Genomic DNA, 14,546 nt, shown 5'->3' on the forward strand with positions numbered 1-14,546 from the left:
GAACTGTAGTACGCATTCTTTTTTATCTAATATTGCTCTACTTTGTGTGGTTGCATACTTGCCTCTTGCAAACTTACTCAGAGTGACCAACAGTGAGTAGGAATACTGATGATAACTTTATCTATGTTTCAAGACGCCCTTTCTTCCAAAGAGCCACTACCAACGCCAAATCAATCAGTGAACGGCCAAGAGCATCATCTGCTCAAATTATTGACAACGCTATCTTCACAAACCCAAGAGCAGCAAGCTGAGCACTTAGAAAAAGTTCTCTCCGTACTATGCGAGGCTAATATAGATGAGCTTCAACGCCTTAAACTGATGACGGCTGTGAGCGATGTTTCAGATCGATTGATTGCCACGTTACGGCAGCAATATATTTATGAAACAGGCGCGCTGAGTGAGGTGCAGTTGGGTTATGTGGCTCAAGTAAAATCCTTGCATTATTTAATTATTTTGGCTTATGACAAGGTTGTACGTCGTCAAGAATTAATATCAAACAGTCAGCCAAAAAAGATTTCAAAGAAAGGTTTTCCACGCTATTTTAATACTAATAAAAAGCGCGCCAATACGCTTGCTGTTGCCATTTATCAGTCGCTACTGAGGTACCACAAGCTATTGTGTGAAGAGGCGATTTGCTATCGCAAGCCATCAGATTATCTCTGGTCGAGAATTAATCAGCTGTATCATCTCGCCTATCAACAGCGTGTGTCTCATCTCGATTTGAATCGAGAAACAGTGACACCCTACACAAATAATATTCATCAGCTTTATTGCCAAATATGCTTGCACAGTTTATTGAATGTACGTGCCATGCGTCGTCCCAATATTCTATTGGTGCAACGTTTATTGCCTGAATGGTCTCAGTATATTGTCGCGACAATCGAACCAACGACGGAGACACGAGTATTCGTGGATTTACAGAGTGATAAACCACCAACGTATCTAACGCCAAATTCTGAGATAAATCCCTATGAAGATCACCATGACTGCTTGTTTCTAGAGCTGACCCCTATGGTGCAGTATTTTAATTCACGTAGGCAGGTATCCATTGAGGGTAGCAATGTAGGGATAGGACACGGTCTGCTAAATACGATCTCAATGACCATCAGTTATCGTTATCTACAGCCACAGCTCATGCTGCCTACTAAATATAGTGTCAAACACCGTGCGAGCTTAATCGCTGGTTTTAACAGTATCCACCACCATGTTGGTGACTCGAGCAGCTTTGCTAGCTTGATAGCAATAGACGAGCTATCCATAGACGAGCGCCCTCGTTATGACACATTTAATGCAGAACAAAGCAGTAGCAGCGCATTCGACATAGAAGTGTTTGAGAGCAGTGACAATCTGTCAGCATTTCGTACACTTCGATTGGTGTCAACGCAAGATATCTTGAATGAAGAGCATGTTGGAGGGGAATCTCTTGACATGGATACGATAGATGGCGAGCTTGTTAAAACAACACCGCCATCACTACATATCATGAGTTTGTTCTTGGTCTGTCAACCTGATGTGACAGAGCAGCCTGATCGGTCAATAGGGGTAGTGCGTTGGCGGCATTTTGATACCAAAGACAAAGAGATTGAATGGCAATTGCTTGGTCATCAGGTTGTGGCATGCGGATTGCGCTTGGAAGGGAGGGACCCACAGAACCATCATTTCGTGCCGGCGCTGATTCTTGGCAAAGATGAGCAGCTGCAAACCATGAGTTCGCTTATTGTACCTTCGTCTTACTTTCAGCCTGATGATAGAGTCATCATGCGTATCAACAGTAAACAGACCCATTTACGTTTGGGTCGTAGATTGCTGATGACTGACGGGTTTAGTCAATACGAAATAGCCAAATAATGACTATTTATAAATTTACTGAAAGAAAGATAGATTGCACCGTATAAGAAAAAAGGCTGATGTTTTTTTGATAATGATATTAAACAAACAAGGTCATAAGTTAACCTGCAGTCAACCGAATTATTGTCTATAATGAGGGATATTGTTACTCTGATTTATAAGATACCTCGGGCGCTAGAATATATCATGCCAACTAAAACTCAGCCACTATCACAATACTTACTGAGCCTACTCTCTATAATGTTTTCTAAGCTAGGTTAGTTTTTGGAAACAGTATAAGGTGTCAAAAATAAGAGATAAAGATACAACCATAAGATTAAAAGGCCACCTATGCGCATTCAGTCCACCTTAAATTTATTAGTGATTAACGATGATCAGCTCTATGCTGAGCGTCTTGTACATCTACTGAGTGATTATTATGACAGCGTGAATTTAGGATTTTTGGATGATAAAGAAGAGCTGTTAAAAGTACTGCGCCAGTCGTGGGATGTGCTGGTGTTCGGTAGTGCTTATGATATGAGCTTTACGGATGTGGTTGGTATCATTCAAGAGCAGAGCATTGACTTGCCGATGATTTATTTGATGAAGGATGAGGCGATATCGACCGCGTGTAATGATGAGGGGTTGCCTGCGGTGATGAGCGGAACCATGGTCAAAGCACTCAAGGCTGATCAAGAGATGGCTGTCGTTATGGCTATTTGCTTACAGCACGATAGCTTGCGTAGTCGCCGCGAGCTCAAGAAACTACGCCATGTCCTATCAGAAGCAGAGCAACGTGCCAATGTGCTGATTAAAAACTCAAAAAGCGCAGTTGCCTATATCGATGAAGGTATCCATATCTTTGCCAATGATCCTTATCTTCAATTGTTTGGCTTTCGGTCAATGAATGATGCCATAGGTGTGCCTGTTATTGATTTGATTTCAGGTGGCGATAGTGTCAAGGACTTTAAGCAATTTCTACGTCAGTTCGATAAAGGTAGCCGTGACGAAGTCGAGTTTAACTTTGAAAGCGTGCGCACGGATGGCAGTACTTTTGAGGCAAAACTACAGTTGGCATCTGCGACTTTAGATGGCGAACCCGTTACTCAGATTATCATACAACAAAATGCCAGCAACAGCGCAGAGGTTGCTAAACGCTTGGCTGAAGCAGAGCGTAAAGATAACCTGACAGGTGTGAATAATCGCCGCGGCTTTGAGGAGCAAATGGCCATAGTGCACCAGCAAGCAACTCAAGGTGTGCTGACAGCAGCACTGCTCTATGTACAGCTGGATAACATTGGAAAAATAAGAAGTAGCCTCGGTCTGCAAGGAGTAGATACGACTGTCAAACAGGTTGCCTATGCACTAGATGAACTGGTATCGGATGGACATGTCAGCCGCTTTAGTGATACCGCATTCATGATACTTGTCAAAGACAAAACTACCTCAGAGCTCAAAGAGCTGGCTGAGAACATCGGTTCGCGTATCAGTGAGATGCTCATTGAGGTAGACAAGCGTACGACGAGTACCACGGTGAGTATTGCGATCGTCAAAATCGAAAAAAATACCGCAGAGCCCGCTATAATAATAGAGCGTGCTATGGATGCTATTAGCCAGATTATGGTCGAAACCTCTAACCATGGTGGCACTTATCATCTATATGATCCAAGTGAGCATGCCAATAGTGATGATCATGCGCTTGCTGAGTCTCTGATTGATGCTATTACAAACAGTCGATTTGAGCTGTCATTTCAACCGATATATGACATCAATCAAGATCGTAGTGACTTTTTTGAAGTGTATCTGCGACTGCCATTGGCCGATGCCGATAACACGGTATTGACTCCTGATCAGTTTATGGCTGTTGCCAAGAAACATAAATTACTCGAAAAAATAGATCGCTGGGTACTCATTAATGCTTGTAAAAAAGTAAATGATGTCCGTAAAGAGCATCCTGAAGCCAGACTATTGGTGCAGCTAACCAGTGCCTCATTGATTGATAAGAAGCTGCCCAATGTGGCAAGCCAACTGATCAAGGCAGTAGGCGGCGCTGCTGGTGTGTTAACATTACAATTTAACGAAAAAGACATCTCGGACCATCTAACTGTGGCAAAATCTCAGTTTTCGGCCCTTAACGAAGTCAACTGTCAAATGGGCATCAATAACTTTGGATCTTCTGCCAAATCTATCGAAATTGCTAATCTAGTGCAGCCGGACGTCGTACGTTTGGCTCGTAACTATGTACAAGATATCCACTCAGCAGATAACTTAGACACGGTTAAGTCACTTATCACGCGTACCAATGAGGTAAATGTTGATGTTCTGATGCCGTATATTGAAGATGCAGCGACTATGTCGGTCGCATGGAGTGTAGGGGCACGCTATCTGCAAGGATACTATTTAGAAGAGCCTAGCAAAACGCTAAAGATCGCCAGTTAATATATTGCGATGCTACAAAATCTTTACCGTTAATGCTCACCAACCAAAGATTGCCAAAATGTCTATTATTAATAAATATCAAATAAGCAGTCTTTTTGCCGCTGTTTTATTGCTCACTGCTTGTGAGCATACACCGCCTGATCATCGCGACCCTGTGACCTTGCCATTGTATACTGAAGGAGATGCAGTTAACGGCGCGTTGATCTATAAAGACGCCTGTAGTCAGTGCCATCAACGTAATGCTGGTCTCAATAAAAAGGGGCCACAATTAATGAATATATACGGCGCACCAGCTGCTGAGCTAAAAGATTATACTTATAGCAAAGGACTCACAGAGTCAGGATGGGTATGGGATGCCAAAACACTCGACCCCTATATCGCGGATGCACAAAAAGCCATGCCAGATTCAAAGATGCTATCAGACCCTATGCCAGATGCCAAAGAGCGTGCGGATGTTATTGCGTATTTATCAACCCTCCGCGCTGATGCGCCGATTGTCGTAGATGATGCAAACTGACCTTAATGGTTGATCGTTATGACCCAAAAAATGAGCCGATAATTGACTATGACCCATGCCCCTAACGATAGAGCACCATCACCCACATATCAAAAAATAGCCAAAACGCTTAGTCAGTCCGCTCCTAATGCCGTCGACTTACAACGCAATCAGCAGAAAATTGCACAACTTATGATGCAATTGAACCAAATTGTATTGGATAAACCGCAAGCAGTTAAATTGGCACTCAGTGGCATACTGGCAGGTGGGCATTTGTTGCTACAAGATTTGCCTGGTATGGGCAAGACGACTTTGGCTCAAGGGTTAGCGCAGTTATTAGGTCTGAGTTTTAGCCGAGTGCAGTTCACCAATGACATGCTACCTGCTGATATCTTAGGGATGAGTATTTACGATCAAAGCAAATTGCGCTTTGAATTTCGTCCCGGTCCTATTTTTACTCAACTGCTACTCGCTGATGAAATCAACCGCTCCAGCCCCAAAACGCAAAGCGCGTTACTCGAAGCCATGGAAGAGCGACAAGTGACGCAAGATGGGCAGACCTATCCCTTGCCGCAGCCGTTCTTTGTTATTGCAACCCAAAACCCACTGCAACAAGCAGGCGTCTATCCGTTACCGGAATCGCAGTTGGATAGGTTTTTGCTATGCTTGTCATTAGGCTACCCATCACCTATGGCAGAGCGTGAACTACTAAAAGGTCAAGATCGACGTGAACTGCTAAAAGATCTAGATACGGTACTTGATACTGAGGCCGTTCTCTTATCACAGCAAGGCGTAAAGCAAGTTTATATCGCGGATGTGGTATTGGATTATTTACAAAGACTCGTTGCAAAGACTCGAGCAAGCCAAGAGTATCATGGGTTATCACCACGTGGCGTGCTATCACTACAGCGTGCTGCACAGGCTTATGCTTATGTGTCAGGGCACATGGAGGTGACGCCTGAAGATATCCAAGCGGTCTTTGCCGCCGTGGCTGATCATCGTCTCGGTCAGCGTTTTGCACCTGCACAAGTAGTAGGTGGGCAAGCACCGCAGACCATCGCTCAACGCATCTTAGCAGACGTGCCTGTCATCATTTAGCTGTCTATATTGTAGTACGAGCAGGTTTGATAATACATGGCCATATCATTGAGTCCGTTAGTCTGAGGACGAGCGACTAGGGTCAATTACATGGTAAGAATAGGGTAGTCATGAGCTTTTTACCAAAAGCCTTAACCGCGTCAATCAGGTCAGCAATGAGCCGTTGGTTTGCCTCGCGTGCACCCAAAAATGATAGCGCGACGCTCAATCTACGCAACGTCTATATTTTTTTTAGTCGTGAGGGCATGCTGTTTGCCGTGCTATTAGTGATTACTTTTATCGCGGGTATCAATTATGGCAATAATTTGGTGCTTGGCCTATGTTTTTATCTGGTCAGTGTCTGGTTGATTAGTTTTCATGTGACTTTTGCGCACATATCGGGTCTGCAAGTGCGTCTGCTAGAAGTGACTATGACAGAGGCCGGTACGCCCGCTTGGGTAACGCTGCAACTCAAAAGTGAAAGCCGTCAACCACGGCGACAGTTATTATTTGAGTTTGAGCAATCAGCTGACAAGAAAAATAAAGCTGGCACGAATCGACAAAGCTCCATACTCGTAACGAGTCTACAAAGCGAGCAAACTATCCGCCTACCTGTTCAAACCTACAATCGCGGTCCTCTTGAGCTGCCACGGCTAACAATTAAAACCGTTTATCCTTTGGGTATTATGCGTGCTTGGTCTTATGTTTATTTTGAACGAAAGGCTTGGGTATATCCCAAACCTGAAGCGTTTGACTGGCAGGCGCAGTATTCAATTGCGAGCTCGGAGGATCTGCCAACTGGTGGGCAATATCGACAAGGACAAGACGACTTTGAGCGACTGGATAATTATGTTGAAGGGGAGTCACTGGCTCGAGTCTCTTGGGGACATGTAGCACGGGGTCAGGGTATGTTTACCAAGCACTTTGCAGATCCTGTTGGTCATGAACAGACACTTGATTATGCAGATATGCCAGCCGCACATCACGAACAGAAGCTTGCGCAATTGGCTCATGGGGCGTTAATATTGGGCCAATTAGGCGTGCCCTTTCAAATGCGTTTACCCAATGATATGCCTGCTAGCGCAGCGGTGGGTGATGGTGAGACTTTTGCGCAAGCGTGCTTGCTAAGGCTGGCGAAAGCACCATGACTGAAATCAAGCAGTTTTCTGCAACCGATGCCACAAAAACGGCAAGCTTTGAGCAGTTAGCACTCGGTCAAAATACCCAAGCGAAAAATGGCATGGCAGCTGATAATAAATGGTATCGGCGACTACTGGCACTACCAGCCTATTATTGGGTGCTAATTGCTCAAATAGCAGTCGTGTTGCCGCATGCTGCTCACTTGCCAATATGGTTAATCGGGTTTGCTGCGGTTAGTATCATTGCCCAACTACCGCGTATCAAGAGTCGGCTAAAAAAACTCTCGCATTTAAAACGTGTCTATCAAAGCATGCAGATGCTGGGTTTCTTATTAGGCCTAGTAGGTCTGTGGCTAACGTATAACACAGCCTTTGGACTGGATATGGGCGTGGCATTTTTGGTGTTATGTCTCGCTAGTAAACTTTGGGAGTTATACAAGCGCCGCGATGCTTATGTGGTGTTGAATCTATCGCTATTTGTACTTGCTGCCTTGTTTTTGATGGATCAAGGTTTGATTACCACTTTAGAAGTGATAGTAGGAGCGGTGATTGTACTATTGGCGTTTATTGCGCTCAATGATGATAGCAATGCTCGTGGTGATGGACGCCTGCGTACTTTAGGGGTGTTAGGGGTTGGGGCACTGCCATTATTAGTGGTGCTGTTTTTATTTTTCCCAAGACTGCCGCCACTGTGGTCTGTACAACTATCAGGTCAGCAAGCCACTACTGGTGTGTCTGATAGTATGTCGCCCGGCGATTTTGCCAATTTAGGCCAGTCAACTGAGCTGGCTTTTCGCGTAGAGTTTGGCGATGAGCGTCCACCGCAACAGCAGCTTTACTGGCGCGGACTCGTGTTTAGTGATTTTGACGGAGTCACATGGCGACCAAGCAATCAGGTAAGCCAATGGTCATCAAGATCGCAAGCCCCTACATGGATTCAGAATGCCTTTGCTACCGTTCCTGAGCAAGTGCAAGCCGCACCTACTCGCTATCAAATTATCCTAGAACCTACTCAGCAGAACTGGTTATTCGGACTCGATTATCCTTTTTCTCAGCAGCCAGATATCAATATTACCTCAAACTTTACATTATCAAAAGATCAGCCAGTCACGCAGCAGCTGCGTTATGATGTATTGCAGTTTGCGCCGATGCGTATTGACCCGATTCTGACAGATGCATCGCGGCGTGTGAATCTTGCACTGCCAGCTGAAGGCAACCCTCAAGCACGCGCGCTTGCTAAGCAGTTGTTTGCGCAATCGGGCTCAGATCCAATGCGCTATATCGCTGCTATCGAGCGCTGGATCAATCAAACAGAATTTCGCTATACGTTGTCGCCGCCACGACTCAATGCCAACCGTATTGATGAGTTTTTGTTTCAGACCAAAGCAGGATTTTGTGAGCACTACTCTTCAAGTTTTACTTTTATGATGCGCGCAGCTGGTGTCCCAGCGCGGGTGGTAGCAGGCTATCAAGGGGGCGAGCCCAGTCGCAATGGCAACGTATGGGAAGTACGGCAAATGGATGCGCACGCATGGACTGAGGTTTGGCTCGAAAATCAAGGCTGGGTACGCGTCGATCCAACGTCGTTTGTGGCGCCTGAGCGGGTTGAGCAGGGTATGAATGCGATGACCCAGCAGCAAGGGGCAGCCATGTTTGGCAGTGGTGCGAGTGCGCAAATCAGCTATCAGCAGTATCAAATGCTACAAACGTTACGTCGTTTATCCGATCAAGCCAGCTATTATTGGCAAAAGGACGTGGTCGGCTATGACCAAGACAAACAAGCAGATTCGCTACTAAAATGGTTCAACATCAGCTCCATCATGCAGCAAATTATCTGGTTAGCGGCCAGTGCTGTTATGATTATGGCTACCCTAGTATTTATCATTTGGCGCCGCCGCCGCAAACGCTGGCACCCAGCAGATTTGCCGCTTGCTCAACTCTCAAAGCGCATTGGTAAGCGTGATAAATTGCTGGCTCGAGAGGATCATGAAGGGCAGTTAGCTTGGCTTGAACGCTTGGCATCTGCAATTGACAGTCGATCTGACAACAATATTCATCATGGGTCGAGTAATTTAACAGACAGTAACAACCCTGTGAGTACTCAGGCAAAGCTGGTTGAAATTAGACAGAATTACCGTCAGCTACGTTATGGACGCCTGAGTAACTTGGATGCTAGCCATAGTGAGTATCAACAATTACTCAAGCAGCTGAAAAAAAATGTGCGCGAATTATTGTAACGTTTTAATGGATGGCGTTGGTGACTTGAGTGAGATTAAAGATATTGATGCATAGATATTTGGCAGGCATCAGTGAAGGCTAGTTTGAGAAGATTAGTAAGTAAGTAAGAGAGAGTGTCTTATGGCGGTATATGTAGATTTTGTGCAGATAAAATTCAAAGGCTATAGGTGGTGCCATATGCTTGCGGATAGCTTGCAAGAGCTGCATGATTTTGCAGCATTCATTGAGGTAGATCCGCGTTTATTCCACCGTAATGCCAGCTATCCACATTATGATATCACCGTACAGATGCGCGAAATGGCTATTGCTCAAGGCGCGCTTCCTGCTGATAGAAAAAAGATTATTGAGTGCGCAAAGAAGTTAAAAGTAGAGTTGCAGTCTGAAATGTCGCTATCTGATAGTCACTGATGCAGCTTATAGGCCACACAAAGAAAAAAGGTGGATGAAGCTTTTGCTAACCCACCTTTTTCTTTGCTCAGATTATACTTTTCTCGTTTGATATTATTTGGCAACTGCCGCCGTGCTGACAGCGTTAAGTGCTTTTGAAATATTATCAATAACGGTATCGCAGCCTTTGATATTATGACGTGTTTTTAGATATTCAGGATTGTTGTATGACAGCCATACCTTTTTATCGGCATCTTCGCTAATGAGAATTTTTTGTGGTAAATCGATGGCGACGGTTTGCTCGCAATTCATCAAAGGCGTACCCGCTTTGGGGTTACCAAACATGATGACTTGTGTTGGTCGTAATGACAAACCTGCACTCTGAGCATTTTTTTGATGATCAACTCGTGCAAACACTGTCATACCTTTACTTTCGATCGTTGAGACCAGCTTGTCTGCGGTATCTTGGACGGAATGATTGCTTGGTAAGGTTACTAGGCCTTTTTCAGCATTGGTTGACTGGGTTGTTGCTGTCATTGAACCAGTAGCATCAGTTTTATTTAAAAACGTATCGATACTGGCGCAAGATGACACGGCCAATGCTAGCGCAGCAATAGAGACAATTTTAATCATAGTGATATCCTTGAGCGATCCGTAGTAGGTGGCAATACCCAATACTCATTGTGCGTCATCAGACCGGTGATGGCAACACGTCTGAATAGATCGCTAAACCAAACGCTCTGCTAGATAATCAACCAGTAGTCTAATCTTTGGTGATAGTTGACGGTTGTGTGGGTAGATGGCCCAGATGCTTTCTTCAGGCTCTCTATAGTCATCAAGTAAGCTCGCCAACGCGCCCGATGCCAGATATTTTTGCACATAATAATCAGGCAACTGTACGATACCAAGCCCTTTTAGCGCCGCATCAACCAGACTATAGCCGCTGTTGTACTGTATGGAACCAGAGACGCGCAGGTTTTTTTCTGTGCCATTTTCGACAAAATGCCAATAGTCGCGTGTACCCAGTAGGCAGTTATGTTGACTGAGATCATCAAGCGTGCGCGGCACACCATATTGATGCAGATAAGCAGGTGTCGCACAAACAAAATTGGTGCGCAGGCTAAGCTTTTTTGCCATCATCGTGGAGTCGCGCAACTTGCCAATACGAATGGCTAAATCATAGCCGCCCTCGACCAAATCAATCTGTTGATTGCTTAAAAAAGCGGTCACTTCGATCTCGCGATACTGCATCATAAAATCATTGATCAGCGGCAGTAATTGCTGCTCGCCATAAGTCACAGGCGCGGTCAGTTTAATTCTACCTTGAGGCTTTGATTGCAAATTGCTCACCGCTTGCTCAGCCGCGTCCAAACCATCGAGCACACTGCGGCAATGCTGATAAAACACGCGGCCTTCTTCAGTGAGTGAGACCTTGCGTGTGGTACGATAGAGTAGCTTTATATTCAATCGCTGCTCTAATGCACTGATCTGGCGGCTGACTTGCGCAGTCGAGATGCCAAGCGTTCTTGCAGCGCGCGTAAAGCTCTCGTACTCTGCCACACAGACAAACTCACTAATCCCTTCCCAGCGCATGATTATTACCAATATGTAAAAGATATTTGCAAATATAGCATATTGTTATCCGCTCAGAAATAAATATAATGGTTAGTATCAATGTAAATAGATGCTGCTTTATGGTCACCGATGCTTGCCTATATAGGGCAGGCAAGATAAGCTCAGTCTGTCTTTATCCATTTTAATCACAGAAATCGTGACTATTAAAACGAGCAAATAGCCTTATTGAACAAAAAGAATGATTGGGCGTGAATGACGTTTTGAGTTTACGCTACGTCATAATCTATCAATAACAATCAAAAAGAGAGATTCCTATGTCAGATAAATTTATCAAATCAAAAGCCGCCATCGCTTGGGGCCCAAAACAGCCACTGTCTATCGAAGAAGTGGACGTCATGCTACCGCGTAAAGGCGAAGTATTGGTAAAAATCGTGGCCAGTGGTGTCTGTCATACAGACGCTTTTACCTTATCTGGTGAAGACCCAGAAGGCGTGTTCCCAGCGATTTTGGGTCATGAAGGTGGCGGTATCGTTGAGCAAGTCGGCGAGGGCGTGACCAGCGTTCAGGTCGGTGATCATGTCATTCCGTTATACACGGCAGAGTGCGGCGTTTGCAAAATGTGCCGTTCAGGCAAAACCAATCTTTGCTCAGCAGTACGCGAGACGCAAGGTAAAGGCTTGATGCCAGATGGTACGACGCGTTTTTATAAAGACGGCGAGCCTATCTACCATTATATGGGTTGCTCGACTTTTTCTGAATATACCGTTTTACCAGAGATTTCTTTGGCTAAGGTCAATAAAGACGCGCCATTAGAAGAAGTTTGCTTGCTTGGCTGCGGTGTGACTACGGGCATGGGCGCAGTCATGAATACCGCCAAAGTCGAAGAGGGTGCAACGGTCGCTATCTTTGGTCTAGGCGGTATCGGGCTATCCGCAGTGATTGGGGCTGCGATGGCAAAAGCTAGTCGTATTATTGCGATTGATATTAACGAGAGCAAGTTTGAGTTGGCTAAAAAACTGGGTGCAACCGATTGCATCAATCCGAAAGATTATGACAAACCGATTCAGGAAGTCATCGTTGAGCTAACCGATGGCGGTGTGGATTATTCGTTCGAATGTATCGGCAACGTCGATGTCATGCGTTCAGCGCTAGAGTGCTGCCATAAGGGTTGGGGCGAGTCAGTCATCATCGGTGTCGCTGGTGCTGGACAAGAAATCTCAACCCGTCCATTCCAGTTGGTGACAGGTCGCGTCTGGAAAGGGTCAGCATTTGGCGGTGTGAAAGGCCGTACAGAGTTACCAGGTTATGTTGAGCGTTACCTTGCGGGCGAAATCCCACTACAGGACTTTATCACCCACACGATGCCAATAGAAGATGTTAACGAAGCGTTTGACTTGATGCATAAAGGCGAGAGTATCCGTACGGTTGTCAATTTCTAAGCGCCGTTATTGACAATGCTGACAGTAATATCAAAATCATGGTTTCAACCTGATGACGCTACAATGAAAAAGCTGCTTCAAAATTGAAGCAGCTTTTTTTTGCGCTATAGTTTTTTGAAAGCTAGAGAATAGTAGTTAACAGCAATCTTGCAAACGTAGGTATTAAGCACCCTTTTTGCGAATAATTTGATCCGCTAGGGTCGATAAATCTGATGCGATCAAATCTGGCACGGGCACATTTGGAGCACTCAGCATCTCGTTATATGGGCGAGTCAAAAAGGCACCGCGACAGCCTACCGCTTGCGCGCCGATGGTATCCCAGAGATGACAAGCGACAAGGCACAAGTCTGATGTCTTAACATCAAGCGTATCAGCCACCATTTGGTAAGTTTCAGGTGCTGGCTTGAACTTACTAACAGTCTCAACACTAAAATGCTGCTCAAAGAACTGACTTAGTCCCGCTTTCTCCAATGGTGTTGGAGACGCGCTGCTCGCTGAATTGGTTAGTGTGACCAATCGAAATCCTGCATTGCGCAGTCGTGTCAGTGCTGGTGCGGCATCAGGATGCGCCGGCAACGCACTCATTCTTTCTTTAAACTCATCGATATCAGACTCTGTCAGCGTCACTTGTCTGATATCTGCAATCATGTGTAGTGTGCCAACGCCAATCTCACCGAAAGGCGTATAGAGGCCAGATAGCGTCATGGTTTGAGAATATAGTACCAGCTGAGCGAACCATTCGCGTAAGACATTTTGCTTGCCAAACACTCGCGTAAAAAAAGGCGTGAGCGTGTCTATATCGAGTAGTGTCTCATTGACGTCAAACACAATAATCGAAGGAAAGCGTTCAGAAGACATAAAGCATCCTTGTATAAAATAACATTTTTATAATGACAGACGGTTTAGTCGGTTATATTTGCCAATTGTTCTAATATACTGACGTAATTTTCAACCCCTTGTGCACCGCTGACCAAATGACGCTCGTTGAAGATAATCGCTGGCACGCTTTGAATGCCTTGCTGTTGCCAGTGCTGTTCTTCTGCTCGTACTTCTTTTGCAAAGAACTGACCTTCTAGCACTGCCAGTGCCTCACTACGGTCCAGTCCAGTCTCTGCTGCAATGTCAGCAAGTACGTTGATATCGGAGATGTTCCTATTATTGGTAAAATGCGCCGCAAATAACGCTTGTTTTAACTCATGCATACTGCCTTGCTGGTCAGCGAAATGTAGCAGCTGATGCAGATTAAACGTATTGTGCATGCGCGTGTCATCATTGAAGTTGAACTCAAAACTAACCTCGCGGCCCGCCTCGCCCATTCTGATCCGGCTAGCATCTGACTCTTCCTTAGTCGAGCCATACTTTTCGATAATGTGCTCACGCAAGTTTTGCCCCTCGCTTGGCATATTGGGGTTTAGCTCAAACGGATGCCAATGAATGGTATGTGCGGTATTGGTTTGCTCAAGGGCTTTTGCCAGTTGGCGATAGCCGATGACGCACCAAGGGCAGACAACGTCTGAGACGATGTCTATTCGGAGTGGTTTTTCTGATGTGCTCATATGTCCTCGCAGGTATTGTCATTTGTATTTTATTTAAGATTTTCTTAGATGGGTATATCGGGCAGCGCTATCTAAAGGGATTGGCTCGCTGCAAAATAACTCAGTCAATACTAAGAGAATGAGGGAGTGATTACAATGTAGTCTGCACAGTCTGCGTTATCACTTAGGTAGCTCAATTGTAACTATTATCAGTAGGATAGCCGAAATTTTTGCAAAAACGACTTAACAACTGACGCATTGATAACAAAACCCATGATTACTTAACCAATCTGCCGTGGTCACAAAACAGGTTTTTATTTAAAGTTGCTCCATTGAAATTAGCGATGATTATTTATAAACCATGCTAATACTAATAAATTAATAAACGATAAAA

General features: G+C 45.0%; 12 protein-coding genes. 8 read left to right on the forward strand and 4 right to left on the reverse strand.

The genetic code is table 11. The features are described 5' to 3' along the window. The first annotated feature begins 108 nt into the window (after positions 1-108). From I3255_RS06555 to I3255_RS06585, 7 genes are all read left to right on the forward strand, one after another. Positions 109-1,848: a hypothetical protein gene (locus tag I3255_RS06555; RefSeq protein ID WP_238038078.1), complete on the forward strand. Its 1,740-nt coding sequence runs from the start codon at positions 109-111 to the stop codon at positions 1,846-1,848. 330 nt (positions 1,849-2,178) lie between these two features. Then, positions 2,179-4,266 (forward strand): GGDEF domain-containing phosphodiesterase, encoded by a 2,088-nt coding sequence (locus tag I3255_RS06560; RefSeq protein WP_238038080.1) that lies wholly within the window; start codon positions 2,179-2,181, stop codon positions 4,264-4,266. A gap of 58 nt (positions 4,267-4,324) precedes the next feature. Next, positions 4,325-4,783, forward strand: a complete 459-nt coding sequence (locus tag I3255_RS06565; RefSeq protein WP_238038082.1) for a c-type cytochrome — start codon at positions 4,325-4,327, stop codon at positions 4,781-4,783. 48 nt (positions 4,784-4,831) lie between these two features. Beyond that, the gene (locus I3255_RS06570) at positions 4,832-5,860 is read left to right on the forward strand and encodes a MoxR family ATPase (protein WP_238038217.1); all 1,029 of its coding nucleotides are present in this window, start codon (positions 4,832-4,834) and stop codon (positions 5,858-5,860) included. 155 nt (positions 5,861-6,015) lie between these two features. Next, positions 6,016-6,987 carry a DUF58 domain-containing protein gene (locus I3255_RS06575; RefSeq protein WP_238038084.1) on the forward strand — a complete coding sequence of 324 codons (972 nt, stop codon included), beginning with the start codon at positions 6,016-6,018 and terminating at the stop codon, positions 6,985-6,987. After that, positions 6,984-9,215, forward strand: coding sequence for a DUF3488 and transglutaminase-like domain-containing protein (locus tag I3255_RS06580; RefSeq protein WP_238038085.1), 2,232 nt, complete (start codon positions 6,984-6,986; stop codon positions 9,213-9,215). The genes I3255_RS06575 and I3255_RS06580 overlap by 4 nt, the downstream gene beginning before the upstream one ends. Positions 9,216-9,336: 121 nt before the next feature. After that, on the forward strand, positions 9,337-9,624 hold the full coding sequence (locus I3255_RS06585) for a DUF4031 domain-containing protein (protein ID WP_238038087.1): 288 nt from the start codon (positions 9,337-9,339) through the stop codon (positions 9,622-9,624). 93 nt (positions 9,625-9,717) lie between these two features. On the opposite strand, the gene I3255_RS06590 is transcribed toward I3255_RS06585, so the two are convergent. Continuing rightward, complete coding sequence (locus I3255_RS06590; RefSeq protein ID WP_238038089.1) at positions 9,718-10,236, reverse strand: DUF302 domain-containing protein; 519 nt, start codon at positions 10,234-10,236, stop codon at positions 9,718-9,720. Between the two features lie 93 nt (positions 10,237-10,329). Next, positions 10,330-11,196 (reverse strand): LysR family transcriptional regulator, encoded by an 867-nt coding sequence (locus I3255_RS06595; RefSeq protein ID WP_269117281.1) that lies wholly within the window; start codon positions 11,194-11,196, stop codon positions 10,330-10,332. A gap of 296 nt (positions 11,197-11,492) precedes the next feature. Between I3255_RS06595 and I3255_RS06600 the strand changes: the two genes are divergently transcribed. Then, a complete protein-coding gene (locus tag I3255_RS06600; RefSeq protein ID WP_238038091.1) occupies positions 11,493-12,617 on the forward strand; it encodes an S-(hydroxymethyl)glutathione dehydrogenase/class III alcohol dehydrogenase in 1,125 nt (374 codons plus the stop codon). Between the two features lie 162 nt (positions 12,618-12,779). On the opposite strand, the gene I3255_RS06605 is transcribed toward I3255_RS06600, so the two are convergent. Together I3255_RS06605 and I3255_RS06610 are read right to left on the reverse strand one after the other, a co-directional pair. Next, on the reverse strand, positions 12,780-13,475 hold the full coding sequence (locus I3255_RS06605; RefSeq protein WP_238038093.1) for a haloacid dehalogenase type II: 696 nt from the start codon (positions 13,473-13,475) through the stop codon (positions 12,780-12,782). Positions 13,476-13,519: 44 nt separating this feature from the next. Next, positions 13,520-14,173, reverse strand: coding sequence for a DsbA family oxidoreductase (locus I3255_RS06610; RefSeq protein ID WP_238038095.1), 654 nt, complete (start codon positions 14,171-14,173; stop codon positions 13,520-13,522). Positions 14,174-14,546 lie beyond the last annotated feature (373 nt).

Origin of the sequence: Psychrobacter sp. Ps6 (assembly GCF_022129235.1) — a bacterium.
Lineage (GTDB): Bacteria > Pseudomonadota > Gammaproteobacteria > Pseudomonadales > Moraxellaceae > Psychrobacter.